General features: G+C 70.6%; 13 protein-coding genes and 1 pseudogene. 9 read left to right on the top strand and 5 right to left on the bottom strand.

Going from position 1 to position 15324, the window contains the following annotated elements; genetic code table 11:
* Positions 1–2: 2 nt before the first annotated feature.
* Genes phnE through AB0F91_RS08565 form a run of 3 tightly spaced genes read right to left on the bottom strand, consistent with a single transcriptional unit; the run spans position 3 to position 3390 of the window.
* Positions 3–1649 (bottom strand): phosphonate ABC transporter, permease protein PhnE, encoded by a 1647-nt coding sequence (gene phnE, locus AB0F91_RS08575; protein ID WP_360595977.1) that lies wholly within the window; start codon positions 1647–1649, stop codon positions 3–5.
* Entirely contained in the window at positions 1646–2434 is a 789-nt protein-coding gene (gene phnC, locus AB0F91_RS08570; protein ID WP_360595976.1) for a phosphonate ABC transporter ATP-binding protein, read from the bottom strand. Before phnC ends, phnE begins: the two co-directional genes overlap by 4 nt.
* Positions 2431–3390 carry a phosphate/phosphite/phosphonate ABC transporter substrate-binding protein gene (locus tag AB0F91_RS08565; RefSeq protein WP_360595974.1) on the bottom strand — a complete coding sequence of 320 codons (960 nt, stop codon included), beginning with the start codon at positions 3388–3390 and terminating at the stop codon, positions 2431–2433. Before AB0F91_RS08565 ends, phnC begins: the two co-directional genes overlap by 4 nt.
* Before the next feature lie 454 nt (positions 3391–3844).
* Between AB0F91_RS08565 and AB0F91_RS08560 the strand changes: the two genes are divergently transcribed.
* The 5 genes and pseudogenes from AB0F91_RS08560 to AB0F91_RS08540 all read left to right on the top strand — a co-directional run bounded on the left by AB0F91_RS08560 (position 3845) and on the right by AB0F91_RS08540 (position 7052).
* Positions 3845–4072 (top strand): hypothetical protein, encoded by a 228-nt coding sequence (locus AB0F91_RS08560; RefSeq protein WP_360595972.1) that lies wholly within the window; start codon positions 3845–3847, stop codon positions 4070–4072.
* Positions 4073–4232: 160 nt separating this feature from the next.
* Positions 4233–5510 (top strand): phosphopyruvate hydratase, encoded by a 1278-nt coding sequence (gene eno / locus AB0F91_RS08555; RefSeq protein ID WP_360595970.1) that lies wholly within the window; start codon positions 4233–4235, stop codon positions 5508–5510.
* Positions 5511–5592: 82 nt separating this feature from the next.
* The gene (locus AB0F91_RS08550; protein ID WP_360595968.1) at positions 5593–6159 is read left to right on the top strand and encodes a PadR family transcriptional regulator; all 567 of its coding nucleotides are present in this window, start codon (positions 5593–5595) and stop codon (positions 6157–6159) included.
* Positions 6160–6303, top strand: a pseudogene (locus AB0F91_RS08545) (LysR family transcriptional regulator); the annotation flags it as partial.
* A gap of 14 nt (positions 6304–6317) precedes the next feature.
* The gene (locus tag AB0F91_RS08540) at positions 6318–7052 is read left to right on the top strand and encodes a LysR substrate-binding domain-containing protein (protein WP_360595966.1); all 735 of its coding nucleotides are present in this window, start codon (positions 6318–6320) and stop codon (positions 7050–7052) included.
* 15 nt (positions 7053–7067) lie between these two features.
* Here AB0F91_RS08540 and AB0F91_RS08535 read toward each other — a convergent pair whose 3' ends face one another.
* Both AB0F91_RS08535 and AB0F91_RS08530 read right to left on the bottom strand, forming a co-directional pair.
* Complete coding sequence (locus tag AB0F91_RS08535; RefSeq protein WP_360595964.1) at positions 7068–7874, bottom strand: serine protease; 807 nt, start codon at positions 7872–7874, stop codon at positions 7068–7070.
* A 146-nt stretch (positions 7875–8020) separates the two neighbouring features.
* Complete coding sequence (locus AB0F91_RS08530) at positions 8021–9271, bottom strand: hypothetical protein (protein WP_360595963.1); 1251 nt, start codon at positions 9269–9271, stop codon at positions 8021–8023.
* A gap of 286 nt (positions 9272–9557) precedes the next feature.
* On the opposite strand from AB0F91_RS08530, the gene AB0F91_RS08525 reads away from it, so the two are divergent.
* The 4 genes from AB0F91_RS08525 to AB0F91_RS08510 are packed head-to-tail and all read left to right on the top strand — an operon-like array spanning position 9558 to position 15295.
* Positions 9558–10502, top strand: coding sequence for an ABC transporter permease (locus tag AB0F91_RS08525; RefSeq protein WP_360595961.1), 945 nt, complete (start codon positions 9558–9560; stop codon positions 10500–10502).
* Positions 10502–11398, top strand: coding sequence for an ABC transporter permease (locus AB0F91_RS08520; RefSeq protein ID WP_360595959.1), 897 nt, complete (start codon positions 10502–10504; stop codon positions 11396–11398). The genes AB0F91_RS08525 and AB0F91_RS08520 overlap by 1 nt, the downstream gene beginning before the upstream one ends.
* A 4-nt stretch (positions 11399–11402) precedes the next feature.
* Positions 11403–13466, top strand: a complete 2064-nt coding sequence (locus AB0F91_RS08515) for an ABC transporter ATP-binding protein (protein WP_360595957.1) — start codon at positions 11403–11405, stop codon at positions 13464–13466.
* Complete coding sequence (locus tag AB0F91_RS08510; protein WP_360595956.1) at positions 13463–15295, top strand: ABC transporter substrate-binding protein; 1833 nt, start codon at positions 13463–13465, stop codon at positions 15293–15295. Before AB0F91_RS08515 ends, AB0F91_RS08510 begins: the two co-directional genes overlap by 4 nt.
* The last annotated feature ends 29 nt before the right edge of the window (positions 15296–15324 follow it).

The raw sequence follows: 15324 nt of genomic DNA, 5'->3' as shown, positions 1-15324 counted from the left end.
GCTCAGCGCACGACGTGCCGGAGCCAAACCGCGAGCAGCTCCACGAGCAGCACCGTGGCGAACACCAGCAGCAGGACGGTCGTGACCACGCCGAACTCGATCACCCGTGAAGCACTGAGCAGGTCGAAGCCGATCCCGCCCGCCCCGACGATGCCCAGCAGGGTCGCCGAGCGGATGTTCGTGTCGAGCTGGTAGAGCACGTGGGCCACGAACGCGGGGGCCGCCTGCGGCAGCGTGCCCGTGAAGAACACCTGCCACGGCCCCGCCCCGGTCGCCCGGATCGCCTGCTCGACGCCCGGGTCGACCTCCTCCAGCGAGTCGGCCACGAGCTTGCCCAGCAGCCCGACCGCGCCCACGGCGAGCGCGAGCGTGCCCGCTACCGCGCCGAGGCCGGTGATCACCACGAACACGATTGCCAGCACCAGCTCCGGGACGCCGCGGATCAGTACCACGATCAGCCGGAACGTGCGCGCGACCCACGCGGCCGGCGCGACGTTGCGTGCGGCCAGCGACCCGATCGGCACCGCCAGCACCGCCCCGAGCACAGTGGCGCCGAGCGCGATCTGCACGGTGACCCACAGGTCGTCGAGCAGCTGTCCGAAGACCCCGGCCGTCTCGGGCGGCCAGAACAACCCGGCCGTCTGCCCGAGATCGCCCAGAGCGCCGAAGAACTGCGCCGGGTCGAGGTCGGCACCCCACGCGGACGCGGCGATCACCAGCACGGTCACCAGCGCGTAGGCGGCCTGGCGGACCCGCCGGAACGTCCATCCGGGACTGACCTGGCCCCCCGGCTGCACGGGGATCGCCACGGTCTTGCCGGTGTCCTGGCCGCGCAGCAGGGCGCGGCGGATGGCGCCCGAGAGCAGCTCCACCGCCACGCACAGCAGCAGCACCACGAGCGCGAGACCCATTCCTCGCGGGTAGTCGAGCTGCTGGAACGCCGTGGCGATCGCGTACCCGAGGCCGTCGACACCGACGAACCCGAGCACCACCGACACCCGCAGGTTGATGTCCAGGCGGTGCAGCGCGGTCGCCACGAACGCCGGCAGCACCTGCGGGAGCACGCCGGTCACGAGCTCCTGGAACGTCCCGGCGCCGCCCGCTCGCACGGCCGAGCGGGCGCCTTCGTCGATCTGCTCGACCGCGTCGGCGTACATCTTGCCGACCATGCCGACCGAGTGCAGGCCCATGGCCAGCACCCCGGTCATGGCGCCGAGGCCGAAGATGCGGAAGAAGACGATGGCGAGCACCACGTCGGGCACCGCCCGGGCCAGCACGATGAGGGTGCGGGCCCCCACGCGCACCGTGCGGTGCGGCGTCGTGTTCACGGCCGCGAGGAGCGCCAGCGGCACGCTGAGGAGCACCGACAGCAACGTCGCGGACACCACGATCGCCAGCGTTTTCCCGCACAGCTCGAGCAGCTCGCCCACGGGCGGGAAGTCGAGCGGGAACATCCGGCCGGCGAAGTCGACGGCGTTGTCGGCGCTGTCGACGAACGTGGCGACGTTGATCTTCAGGTCCGCCACCGCCCACACGCCGACGGCGACGATCGCGGCGAGGACGAGCCACGCCGCCGTGCCTCCGGCGCGGGGCCGGGGGAGGGTCCGCTGCGTCACGCGGGCGGCCGGCAGCGGCGGCGCGGCGGTCATCCGACGGCCGCGGGCACGGGCAGCCCAGGTGCGGCCACCCTGGCGTACAGGCCCATCGCCGCGTCACGGTCCAGCCCGGCCACCGGCGTGTCGAGCACCGCCTGGCCGCCTCGCAACCCGACCACCCGGTCGCCCCAGCTCAGCGCCAGGTCGACCTGGTGCAGGCTGCACAGCACCGTGAGCTTCCGCTCGGCCCCGATCTCCCGGATCAGGGCCATGACCTGAGCGGAGGACTCGGGGTCGAGCGATGCCACCGGCTCGTCGGCGAGCAGGATCTCCGGCCGCTGCATCAGCGCCCGCGCCACGGCGACGCGCTGCTGCTGGCCGCCCGAGAGCGTGTCGGCCCGTTGGAACGCGCGGTCCGGCAGCCCCACGCGCTCGAGGTGGCCGAGCGCCTCGATCCGGACGGACTTCGGGTACGTGAACAGGCCCAGCCGCGGCCCGCGCAGGCGCCCGAGCGCGCCCGCGCAGACGTTCTCCAGCACCGTGAGGCTGTCGATCAGGTGGAACTGCTGGAACACGAACCCGATCCGCCGGCGCAGGCGCCGCAGCTCACCGCCCCGGGCCGTGCCGACGTCGGTGCCGAGCACCGTGACCGAGCCGCCGGTGGGCCGCTGCAGCCCATCGACGTGGCGCAGCAGGGTGGACTTGCCGGAGCCCGAGAGCCCGAGCAGCACCACGACCTCACCGGGGTGCACCTTCAGCGAAACCTCGTCCAGCGCCCGGACCTCGGGCCCGAAGTGCTTGCTGACGCCGTCGAAGACGATGACCGGCTCGTCGGTCATGACGCGGTGCACTGCTTGTCCTTGGTGGTCGCGCAGACCTTGCGGACGCCGGCGTAGAACGCGTCGTCGACCTTCGCGTAGCCCCAGTCGCCGGCGTCGTCGACCGCCTTGCAAGCGGTGGAGCAGAAGCCGTTGGCATTGAGGTAGTCGACGTTGGCCTTGTTCTGGAACACGTCGGCGATCTTCCCCTTGAGGTCGGCGGAGAGGTCGTCGTCCACCGCGACCGGCGAGCCGGCGATGATGTCGGACTTCCAGACGGTTTTGACGTCGCCCTGCTTCAGCTGGCCCTTGTCGATCAGGATCTTGTCGACCATGACGTCCTCGGCGAAGCCGGCGTCGCACTGGCCGCTGTTGACGGCGAGCACGGACGCGTCGTGGCCACCGGTCATCACCGGGGTCATGTCCTTGACCGGGTCGATACCGGCCTGCAGCAGCGCGGCCTTCGGGTACAGGTAGCCCGAGGTCGAAGCCGGGTCGACGAAGCAGATCTTCTTGCCCTTGAAGTCGGCGATGCTCTTGATCGGCGAGCCCGCCTTGGTGATGCCGTAGGACTTGTAGCCGGGGGTTTCACCCTTGGTCGTGATCCCGGCGGCGATCGGGGTCGCCTTCACGCCGCTGTTCTTGGCGAGTACGTAGGAGAGCGGGCCGTAGTTGGCGATGTCGACCTTGCCGCTGCGCTGCGCCTCGATCACCGCGGCGTAGTCGGTGGCCGGCTGGAACTTGATCTTCTTGCCGGTCTCCTTCTCCAGAAGGTTGATCACCGGCTGAAAGGACTGCTGCAGGCTCTGCGCGTTTTCGGACGGAACCGCCGAGAAGACGAGCTCATCGGGGTTGCGACCGCCACCATCGGCTGCGTTGCCGGTGTTCGTCGCCGCGCTCTGGCCGCACGCGGCCAGCAGGACGGCGGCGGCCACGCCGAGGACGGCCGCGGCCGTGCGGCGGGGGAGACGGGACATCGGGGACTCTCCTTTATTTCGTCCGGGCAGGGCGGCAGGTGTGGACGTCCCGAGGGTCGTTCCGGTCGATGCAGGTGAGGAGAAGCCGTGGTTACGCTTCGCGGAACTCCGCACGTCCCTTGTCACAACCCGGGCGGAGGAGTGCTGTTCCGGTGACCGGGATCGCGAACCGTGTGCGATCGCCCGCGATGTGTCATGGTGATCGGGCCGCGGTTCCTGACTCGATCGTGATCGTGAGTCCGGGGAACGAGCGGTGCGCGGACGAGGTCTTGGCGCAGTCGGCGGCTTTCGCGCAGGACGTGACCGGCGCGGATTTCGGTGCGCCGGTCCCGGCTTGTCCGAAGTGGACACCCGGTGAGCCGGACGTGGATCGCCGGCCGGCGGGCGGGGTTCTGGCCGCGCCGCATGACCCACGAGCCGGTGGTGCACCGCGCCGACGCCGCCGCCGCGCGGCGTGCCGGCGACCGTGGAGCTCGACACGGCGGCCGAGTGGGTGCTCACGCGCACGCCCGCGGGACTGATCGTCACGCGCGAACGGCCGGAGGTGGTGGCGGAAGTGATGCTGCGTGGTCCGGTCGCCGGCCTCGCGCTCGTCCCGTACCGCCGCCGTCCGGGCGAAGTGCTCGACGTGACGGGCGACGCGGCGCTGTTCGAGCTGGTCGGCGGGATGCTCAGGTTCTGAGCCTGGGCCCGTCCGCCATCGTTGCCGGGAATTCAGGATCGATTCAGTGGATTTCTGCTAGCCTCCCCGTGATTCGCGGCTCACCGTGGTGTCGCCTGCCGCCGCAGTGCCCACGGTTTCTCGTCGAACGCGCTCCGGCCAGACTTTCGCAAGGAGTGACATGACACGCATCGTCCGGGTCAAGGGCCGCGAGGTGCTGGACAGCCGCGGGAACCCGACGGTCGAGGTCGACGTGGAGCTGGCCGACGGGTCGCGCGGGCGCGCGGCCGTGCCGTCGGGGGCGTCCACGGGCACGCGCGAGGCCGTGGAGCTGCGCGACGGCGACAAGTCCCGCTACCACGGCAAGGGTGTGCGCAAGGCCGTCGACGCGGTGAACGGCGAGATCGCCGGGGCCGTGACCGGGCTCGAAGCCGAGGCGCAGGCCGACGTCGACCGCGCGCTGATCGCGCTCGACGGCACCACGAACAAGGCCCGCCTCGGTGCCAACGCGACCCTCGGGGTGTCGCTGGCGGTGGTGAAGGCCGCGGCGGCCGCCAACCACCTGCCGCTCTACCGCTACGTCGGCGGGGTCTACGCGCACCTGCTGCCGATGCCGATGATGAACATCATCAACGGCGGCGCCCACGCCGACAACCCGATCGACTTCCAGGAGTTCATGATCGGCCCGGTCGGCGCCGAGACGTTCGCCGACGCCGTGCGCATGGGCTCCGAGGTCTTCCACACGCTGCGCAAGTCGCTGCACGAGGCCGGGCACAACACCAACGTCGGCGACGAAGGCGGCTTCGCGCCGCAGCTCGGCTCGGCCGACGAGGCGCTCGAGTTCGTGGTGCACGCGATCGAGCAGACCGGCTACACGCCGGGCGAGGACATCGCGCTGCTGCTCGACCCGGCCGCGTCGGAGTTCTACACCGGCGAGGTCTACGACTACACCGGCGAAGGCCGCAAGCGCAGCATCGAAGAACACGTGGCCTACCTCGAAGACCTCACACGGCGCTTCCCGATCGTGTCCATCGAGGACGGTCTGGCGCAGGATGACTACACCGGCTGGAAGCAGCTCACCGACACCATCGGCGACCGTGTGCAGCTCGTGGGCGACGATCTGTTCTGCACCAACGTGGAGATCCTGAAGGACGGCATCGAGCGCGGCATCGCGAACTCGATCCTCATCAAGGTCAACCAGATCGGCACGCTGACCGAGACGCTCGCCGCGGTCGAGACGGCGCACAAGGCGGGCTACTCCGCGGTGATGTCGCACCGCTCGGGCGAGACCGAGGACACCACGATCGCCGATCTCGCCGTGGCCACCAACTGCGGCCAGATCAAGACCGGCTCGCTCTCGCGCTCGGACCGCACCGCGAAGTACAACCAGCTCCTGCGCATCGAGGAGGAGCTCGGCACCGAGGCCCGGTACGCGGGGCGCGCCACACTGCGGGGCTGAAAAGGCCCTGGTCCGGCGACGGCCCGACCTGATCTTCCACGACTGGTGTCACCGAGACTACTCACGAGCCACAGTGTCGGACGTGGAAGACGGAGCCGGGTTGCCCGCTGGGTCGTCACTGAGCGAGTGGATCGTGCTCGGCGTGGTGGCGGAGTCTCCGACGCACGGTTTCGCCCTCGTGCGGCTCACCTCGGAGGCCGGCGAGGTCGGCCGTGTCTGGCGGCTGCCGAAGCCGGTCGTCTACCGAGCCGTGGACCGGTTGCTGGCGCGCGGGCTGCTCGTCGGCGCGGGCACCGAACCCGGTGACTCCGGCCCGCCGCGCGCGCTCGTCCAGGCCACCCCCGAAGGCCACACGGCCGTGGGCGAATGGCTCGCCCGGCCCGCCCGGCACGTGCGTGACGTCCGCTCGGAGCTGCTGGTGAAGCTGGCCCTGCTGGAACGACGGCGGGCCGACCCGGCGCCGTTGCTCGGCGAGCAGCGGCGGGTACTGGACCGGATCGTCGACGGGCTCGAGACGCAGCAGGGCTCGTCCGGCGGGTTCGACACCGTGCTGCGCACCTTCCGGATCGAGAACGCGCGGGCGGCGGTGGCGTTCGTGAACGCGACCCTCGGCGGGCGGGCACCGCAGTACGCCGCCACGGGCGAGTAGGTGCCTGTGCTGGACGTCAGGCGCCTGCGGATCCTCGTCGCGGTGGTCGAAGGGGGCTCGTTGACCGCGGCCGCACACCGACTGTGGCTCCCGCAGTCGGCGGTCGCGCAGCAGATGTCGGAGATCGAGCGGGAGGTCGGCCTGTCGCTGCTGAAAGGGTGTCGTGCGGGGTCGAGCTGCCCGCGGCGGGCGAGGTGCTGGCCACGCACGCGAAAAACTTGTTCGGCGAGCTCTCGGCCATCGAGCAGGAGGTGCGCTCGTCCGGCACGGACTCCACGCGGCTGCGGATCGAGGTATTCGCGACCGCCGGGGTCGAGCTGCTGCCGCCGGTGGTGAAGGCGTTCCGCGAACAGCACCCCGGCGTGCGCCTGCGCCTGTCGGCCACCCACGGCGACGACGCGGTCAGCCGGCTGCGCGAGGGCGCCGCGCACGTGGTCCTGGTGTGGGGCTACGACGTCGCGCCGCAAGCCGTGGACCGCGGGCTGTACCACGTGACCCTGCCGGACGACCCGCTGCACGTCGTGCTGCCGCTCGACCACCCGCTCGTCGACGCGGACGAGGTGGCGCTGGCCGACCTGTCCGGCGAGCAGTGGGTGACGCGCGCGCACCGTGCGCCGTACGAGACGATGTGCCGCCTCGCCGGGTTCGAACCGCAGATCACCTTCCGCGCGGCGGATTACCACTCGCGGCAAGGGCTCGTGGCCGCGGGCATGGGCGTGAGCCTCCTGCCGCGGCTGTCGCCGGCCGCACACCGCACTGATCTCGCCGACCGTCCGCTGGCGGGTCGTGGGTTCGCCCGGCGCGTCACGGCGGTCACGCTGCCCGAGGCGCGGCGGTCGAAGCCGGTCGCGGATTTCCAGGAGGTGCTGCGTTCGTCGGCCGGCGCCGCGTGAGTCTACTGTGGATGGTCAGCGTCCGCGAGTCTGCTGGGCGATCGCGCCGGCGAACGTGGTCACCCGCGTGTAGACGCCGGGCTTGCCGGGTTTCGCGCAGCCGTCGCCGAAGGACACGATCCCGACGAGCGTGTCACCGACGACGAGCGGGCCGCCGGAGTCGCCCTTGCACGCGTCGATGCCGCCTTGCTGGTACCCCGCGCACACCATGCCGGCCGGGTCGTAGGAGTCGTAGGCCTGCTTGCACGTCGCGTCGCTGACCATCGGCACGACGGCGCTGCGCAGGTAGTCGGAGCGGTCGCCGCCGTCGGCGACGCGGCCCCAGCCGAGCACGGTGGCCTTCGTGCCCGGGGCGTACACGTCGGTGTCGCGGGCCACCGACACTGAGCGCCCCGGCAGGCGGCCGCGCACGGTCAGCACCGCGATGTCGTCGCCCTCTTCGGCCTTTTCGAAGTCCGGGTGCACCCAGGCTTTCGTGACGGCGAGCGTGCTGCCCTCGTCGGTGCGCTTGTCCTCCCGGCCGACGACGACGCGGATGTCCTTCGTGGACACCGCCTCGGCGCAGTGGGCCGCGGTGGCGACCGCCGAACTGCTCACGATCACGCCGCCGCAGAACTGCGTGCCGGCGTCGTCCACGAGGTACACCGCGTACGGGTGCTCGGCCAGCGATGCCTTTTCCCCGCCGACGATCGCGCCTTGCGCGGCCGCTTCCGGGCCGGTGGCCACAGTGGTCACCGCCGCCGCGCCGAACACCGCCGCAGTGAGCACCGCCGCGGCGAGCACCGCGTTCGGTCGTCTTCCGGACAGTCGTGTCTTCGGCATGAAACCCCCTCGGCGCAAAGAAAACGATGGCAGACACGATAGCCGGGCCGAGGGGAAACCGGTGTCGCTGAACCGGGTGGAAAAAGCGTTGCGGGCAAAGGCGAACGGTTCGGCGACGGGAATCCGCCGGACCGTTCGCCGGGAACTCAGGAGCAGAGCGGGGCGACGGGGAGGTCGGACCCGGTCTTCACGTAGGCGTCGGAGATGAAGTTGTCCGGGCCGATGCGGTCCCAGATCGTGCTGGTGCCGAATGTTCCGGTCACCGGCGAACCGTTGACGTAGCACTCGATGTTGACCTTGGCGTAGTTCGCCGCGAGACCCTTGACGGCGGCCGTGGTGCTGGCGGTCGCGCGCACGTTCATCGGATCGCCGGCGGTGGTCACGACGCCGGTCGCGGCGGCCGAACCGGTCCACAGGTAGGTCACCTTCACGTTGCCGTTGTCGGTGAGCCCGAGCCCCGAGTTGAACACGCCGTCGGCGAGGTCGATGCCGGCCGGGTTGCCCACGGTGTAGCCGAGGTCGTCCTTACCGCCGTTGTAGTGGTTGTGGTAGGCGGCGTACGCCTCCGGCTGGCCCTGCGGCAGGTCTTGGTACTCCGAGCGGACCGAGGCGGGGTTCCAGTAGTCGTCCTTGGTGTTCCACGGGCCGACGTCCCACACCGGCGCGTACTCGCAGCGGCTGCCGTCGGTGCGGCACACCTTCACCGTGTAGTTCCCGGTGCCCTTCGGCGAGGTCGCCTTGCCCGAGGGCAGCGCGACGAAGTGGTCGCCTGCCGTGATCACGTGGCCGTTGGCGGTGGTGTGGCCGGTGAGGCCCTCGCGCGTGGCGTAGATCGTGTAGGTCAGCGGGGTCGTGGCGGTGAGCGCGCTGGCCTGCGGGGCCAGGCCGGCGTCGAGGTCGACCTCGCGCACGGTCGGGCGCACGCCGTCGGTGGTGCTGGACAGCGAGATCCGCGCCTGCACCACGCTCACCGCGCGGCCGAAGGTCGCGGCCTGCGCGCCGGCCGGCGTCCACTCGGTCCAGTCGTCGGCGCCGGTGCGGCCGCGCACGTCGATCTGCACGTCGGTGCCCTTCGGCAGGTCCGCGAGGACCTTCGTCGTCACGCGATTCACCGGTGAGGCGAGCTGCCGCGCGGCGGAGACCAGGTAGCCCTGGCTGCCGGCGGTGAGCAGATCCGTTCTGTGCCAGGCGGAATCCGTCAGGGTCAGCGCTCCGCCGGCCGCCTCGACGTTGACGTCGTCACCGTCGATGTGGGACAGATCGGCACGCCAGGACCCGGCCGGCGCGGCGCTCGCGGGCGCTGCGAGCGCCACCCCGCTCGTGGTGACCGCGCCCGCGGCCAGGACTGCCGCGACCACGCGGCGGGCAGTTGTCTTCCCGACTGTCTTCCCCAGCACGACACTCAGCTCCTTCACTCGTCCGTCGCGAACGGTGAGGAGTCTGTGCGCGTTCCGTACACGATCCGTACAACGCGAGCGCGGGGCCGTGTATCACGGTGTGCCCCGGATTGTCCGGTTTGTCGATCATCTACATCGGACACTTCGACAGCGGTAGCGCCGAAAGTAGGAAGATCACCAGGTGGGACAACGGAAAGTCAGTTTCCGTGGACACCGTGGACAGGTGAGCGGTTGCCGTGTAGGTCTATGCATCGGGCAAGTACTGGAACGATCACGGGGACGGTTGATGGCAGGGTACCTGGCGCGCCGCGTCCTGCAGTCGGTCGTGGTGGTCGTGCTGGTCGCGGTGCTCACGTTCGCGCTGCTGCAGCTGCTGCCCGGCGGGCCGGCCCGCGCGATCCTCGGGCCGAAGGCCACTCAGCTGCAGATCCGGACGTTCCTCCACGACAACGGCTACGACCGCCCGCTGGTCACGCAATTCCTCACCTGGGCCGGGCGCGTGCTGCACGGTGACCTCGGGTACTCCTACAAGCTCAACCAGCCGGTGACCGACGTGATCGCCGACCACCTGCCCAAGACGATCCTGCTCATGACGCTGTCCACTTTGGTCGCTCTCGTGGTGGCGGTGCCGCTGGGTGTGTACCAGGCCCGCAAGCGCAACACGCTGGGCGACTACGTGGCCACGGGCCTGTCGTTCGCGTTCTACTCGATGCCGAGCTTCTTCCTCGGCGAGATCCTCGTGCTGCTGTTCGCGGTACAGCTGCAGTGGTTCTCCCCCCTGGGGCCGAGCGGCGACTCGCTGGGCGAGATCCTGTCGCAGGCACCTGCGCTCGTGCTGCCCGTGCTCACGCTGGCGTTGATCACCATCGCGTCGTTCAGCCGCTACGCGCGCTCGTCGGTGATGGAGAACCTGAGCCAGGACTACGTGCGCACCGCGCTCGCGGGCGGGGCGAGCGAGGGCAAGGTGCTCACGCGGCACGTCCTGCGCAACTCCCTGATCCCGATCGTGACGCTGCTGGGGCTGTCGCTGCCGCAGCTGTTCGCGGGCGCGCTCATCACCGAGCAGGTGTTCAACTACCCGGGCATGGGCTTCACGTTCATCCAGGGTGCCCAGGTGCACGACTACCCGGTGCTGCTGGGGACCGGGCTCGTCGTCGCGCTCGCGACGGTGGCCGGCTCCCTGCTCGCCGACATCGGCTACGCCGTGCTCGACCCGAGGGTGAAGTACTGATGACCGACAGAACGGCCCCCGTCCCGGCGTCCCCGTCCGCAGCACCCTCGCGGTCCGCGGCGCGGGCGACCCTGCGGGCCTTCCTGGAGAACCGCCTGGCGGTCGCGGGCCTCGTGCTCATCGTTCTGTTGGCGCTGTTCTGCTTTTTCGGCCCGCTCGTCTACCACACCGAGCAGATCGCGACGAACCTCGCGGGCGCCGATCAGCCGCCGGGCGCGGGTCACCCGCTGGGCACCGACGACGTGGGCTACGACGAACTCGGCCGGCTGATGGTCGGCGGCCGGTCCTCCCTCGAGATCGGTGTGGCGGCGGCGGTGCTCGCGACCGTGTTCGGCACGCTCTGGGGCGCCATCGCGGGCTACGTCGGCGGATTCGTCGACGCGGTGATGATGCGGATCGTCGACACACTGCTGGCCATCCCCACGCTGTTCCTGCTGCTGATCCTCGCCGCGATCTTCACGCCGACGCTGGGGCTGCTGATCCTGGTGGTGTCGTTCGGCGCGTGGCTGAGCCCGGCGCGGCTCGTGCGCGGCGAGACGCTTTCGCTGCGCACCCGCGAGTACGTGCAGGCCGTGCGGATGATGGGCGGCGGCGGGAAACGCGTGGTGCTGCGCCACATCATGCCCAACGCGATCGGCACCATCGTGGTCAACGCGACTTTCCAGGTGGCCGACGCGATCCTGCTCGTGGCCGCGCTGAGCTACCTCGGCCTCGGCATCGCGCCGCCGCACGCCGATTGGGGCAACATGCTGTCCAACGGCACCGAGTTCGTGCAGAACGGCTACTGGTGGATGATCCTTCCGCCTGGCATCGCGATCATGCTTGTGGTCGTGGCGTTCAACCTGCTCGGCGACGCCTTGCGCGACGCGCTCGAAGTGCGGCTGCGGAGGCGCTGAACCCATGAACCCCGTCCTGCGCCTGGAAGATCTGCACACGACCATCGACGTCCGCGACGGTGTGGTGCGCCCCGTCGACGGCGTGACGCTGGAAGTCGGCCGCGGCGAGCTGCTCGGGCTCGTCGGCGAGTCCGGCTGTGGCAAGACGATGACGGCCCTGTCGATTCTGCGGCTGCTCCCGGCCGGCGGGCGCATCGCTTCGGGCCGGATCCTGCTCGGCGACGACGACGTCGCGGCCATGACCCCCGCCGAGCTGCGGGAGGTCCGCGGCAAGCGCATCGGCACGGTGTTCCAGGACCCGATGACCTCGCTCAACCCGTCGCTGCCCATCGGGCGCCAGGTGAGTGAACCGCTGGAGCTGCACTCGACGCTCTCCCGGCGCGAGCTGGACGAGCGCGCCGTCGCGATGCTCGAGCTGGCCGGGCTGCCGGACGCGCGCAAACGGGCCGGGGACTACCCACACCAGCTCTCGGGCGGCATGCGCCAGCGCGTGATGATCGCCCGCGCGCTGGTGTGCGAGCCGGAGCTGCTCATCGCCGACGAGCCGACGACCGCGCTCGACGTGACCGTGCAGCACCAGATCCTGGAGCTGATCGACGACCTGCGCCGGCGCCTCGGCATGGCCGTGATCCTCGTGACGCACGACCTCGGCGTGGTCGCGGGCCGCGCCGACCGCGTCGCCGTGATGTACGCGGGCAAGATCGCCGAGCTCACGGACACGCGCCGGCTCTTCGGCAACCCGCGCCACCCGTACACGGAGGCGTTGTTCGAGGCGCTGCCGGAGAACTCGGCGGACTCGGGGGAGCGGCTCTACAGCATCCCCGGCCTGCCCCCGGATCTGCGCGAGCCGCCGACCGGGTGCCGCTTCGCGCCGCGTTGCCGCTACGCGACCGACGAGTGCGTCGAGGAGGAACCCGAGCTGCGTGCCGACGTGGCCGGGCACGAGTACGCGTGTTTCCACCCGGTCGGTTCGGCGGAGTTCGACGAGCCGTCGGCCGTCGTCCGCGTGCACGAGCGGGCGGGCGCTCCGGCCGCGGAGCCGGCGGCGGGCCCGCCGCTGCTGGAAGTCGAGAACCTGGTGAAGGACTTCCCCGTCACCAAGGGCGCGGTGCTGCGGCGGCGCACGGGCACGGTGTCCGCGGTGGCCGGCGTGAGCTTCTCCGTGGCAGCGGGGGAGACCGTCGGCCTGGTCGGGGAGTCGGGCTGCGGCAAGACCACCGTGGGCCGGGCCGTGGTGGGGCTCGACGAGCCGACGTCGGGCCACGTCCGGATCAACGGCACGGAGCTGACTTCCTTGCGCGGGGCCGAGTTGCGGCAGCGCCACCGCGACACCCACCTGGTGTTCCAGGACCCGTACGCCTCGCTCGACCCGCGCATGCGCGTCGGCGCGATCCTGGCCGAACCGCTGGAGATCCACGGCGCCGGCACCCGGGCGCAGCGCAGCGCGCGCGTCCGCGAGCTCCTGGGCGAGGTGGGCCTGCCCGCCGACGCCGCGCAGCGGTACCCCCACGAGTTCTCCGGCGGGCAGCGCCAGCGTGTCGGGCTCGCCCGGGCCTTGGCGCTGGAGCCGAAGCTGATCGTGGCCGACGAACCGGTGTCGGCGCTGGACGTGTCCGTGCAAGCGCAGATCCTGAACCTGATGAACGACCTGCGCGAGCGCCACGGGCTCACGTACGTGCTCATCTCCCACGACCTGTCCGTGGTGCGGTACCTGGCGCAGCGCATCGGCGTGATGTACCTCGGCAAGCTCGTGGAGACCGGTCCGGCCGCCGAGGTGCACGGCAACCCGCGGCACCCGTATACGCGCGGGCTGATCGACACGGTCCCGGTCGCCGATCCCTGGGCGGACCGGCAGAGCGGCGGAGTCTCGGGCGAGCCGCCGTCCGCGATCTCGCCACCGTCGGGCTGCCGCTTCCGCACGCGGTGCCCGTTCGCGCAGGAGATCTGCGCCGCCGAGGAACCCGTGCTGCGGCCGTTCGGCGCCGGGCACGAGGCGGCCTGCCACTTCCCGCTCGACGCCGCTCGTGAGCACGACGCGACGAAGGTCTACCAAGGAGAGAACGGATGAGACTGCGCAAGGAATTCGTGGCGCCGGTGGTGGTGCTGGCCGCGGCCGCGCTCGCCACCGCGTGCAGCGGCGGGAGCTCGAGCTCGGGCGGCGGCACCCCGACCGAAGGCGGCACGGCGGTGTTCGCCGAGGCACCCGGCACCCAGCCGAACTGGATCTTCCCGTTCGTGGACTCGGCGCACAACAGCGGTTACGCGACGGGTGACCTGCAGCAGCTGATGTACCGCGAGCTCTACTGGTTCGGCGACGCCGACGGCAGCACCGGGGTCAACACGCGCAAGAGCCTCGCCGACCCGCCCGTGTTCAGCGACAACAACACCAAGGTGGTGATCAACGTCAAGCCGTACAAGTGGTCCAACGGCGAGACGGTGAACGCCAAGGACGTGGTGTTCTGGATGAACATGATGTTCGCGGAGAAGGCCAACTGGTACGGCTACGTGCCGGGTCAGTTCCCGGACAACGTGAAGTCCGCGACGGCGACCGGGCCGCAGCAGGTGACGCTGCAGCTCACCGACTCGTATTCGCCGACGTGGTTCACCGGCCAGGAGCTCGCGCAGATCGCGCCGCTGCCGATGGCGTGGGACAAGACATCGGACTCCGCGGCGGCGGGCAGCGGCGGCTGCGCGGACGACCGCGCGAAGTGCGACGCGGTGTACAAGTACTTGTTCACCAAGAGCAAGGACCTCTCGACCTACGCCACGGATCCGTTGTGGCAGGTCGTGGACGGGCCGTGGCACCTGACGTCGTTCGACGCCGAGGGGAACATCAGCTACGACCCGAACCCGAAGTACAGCGGGACGGACAAGCCGCATCTCGCGCACTACAAGATGCAGCCGTTCACGAGCACCAGCGCGGAGTTCAACACGCTGCGCAGCGGCCGGACCATCTCCGTCGGCGGCGTTGCGGGTGCGGATCTGCCGCAGAAGAAGGCGAGCGAGAAGGTGCCGGCGACGAACCCGTTGCAGGCCAACTACAACCTCGTGCCGGCCGCGGCGTGGGGCTGGAGCTCGACGATCCTGAACATGGACAACCCGAAGTTCGGGGCTGTGTTCAAGCAGCTCTACGTCCGGCAGGCGTTCCAGCAGACCCTGGACCAGGTGACGGACGTGAACGTCGCCTACCGCGGCTACGCCACCGTGACCACCGGGCCGGTGCCGATCAACCCGGACAACTCCTATGTGACCGAGGCCGAACGCGGCGCGGGGCCGTACCCGTTCGACAAGGCGAAGGCGAAGGCCTTGCTGACGTCGCACGGCTGGACCTTGCAGAACGGTGCCATGACGTGCACCGCGCCCGGCACCGCCGCGAACCAGTGCGGCGCCGGCGTGGCGGCGGGGACCCGGCTGGAGCTGACTTTGCAGTACTCCACCGGCAACCCCGCCTACGGGCGGATCATGCAGCAGTGGAAGTCGGACGCCGCCGAGGCGGGCATCGTGTTCGACTTGAAGGGTCAGGAGTTCAACGCGCTGCTGAGCGACGTGAGCGACTGCCACGGCTCCGGCCCCGCGTGCGACTGGCAGATGGGCTACTTCGGGTACCAGCAGTACAACGCCGTGCCCACCGGTGACCAGCTGTTGCTCCCCGGCTCCACCGGCAACCTCGGCAACTACGACGACCCGCAGCTGGACAAGCTCATCGAGGCGACGTTGCACAGCGACGACAAGAACGCCTTCGCCGCCTACGAGGACTACGCCGCGAAGACCCTGCCGGGCCAGATCAACATGCCCCTGCGCGGCGCGATGGAGGCCGTCGCGAAGAACCTCGGCGGCGTCTCGTTCCCGGCCGTGCAGACGGCGCGCAGCCCAGAGGATTGGTACTTCACCAAGTAGGCTTTCTTCTCCGGGGCCGCCCTCGTCCT

It is taken from the genome of Amycolatopsis sp. NPDC023774 (genome assembly GCF_040639695.1).
In the GTDB taxonomy this organism is placed as follows: Bacteria; Actinomycetota; Actinomycetes; order Mycobacteriales; family Pseudonocardiaceae; genus Amycolatopsis.
Note: the sequence above shows the minus strand (reverse complement) of the source record. Positions and strands in the feature narration are given on the sequence as shown.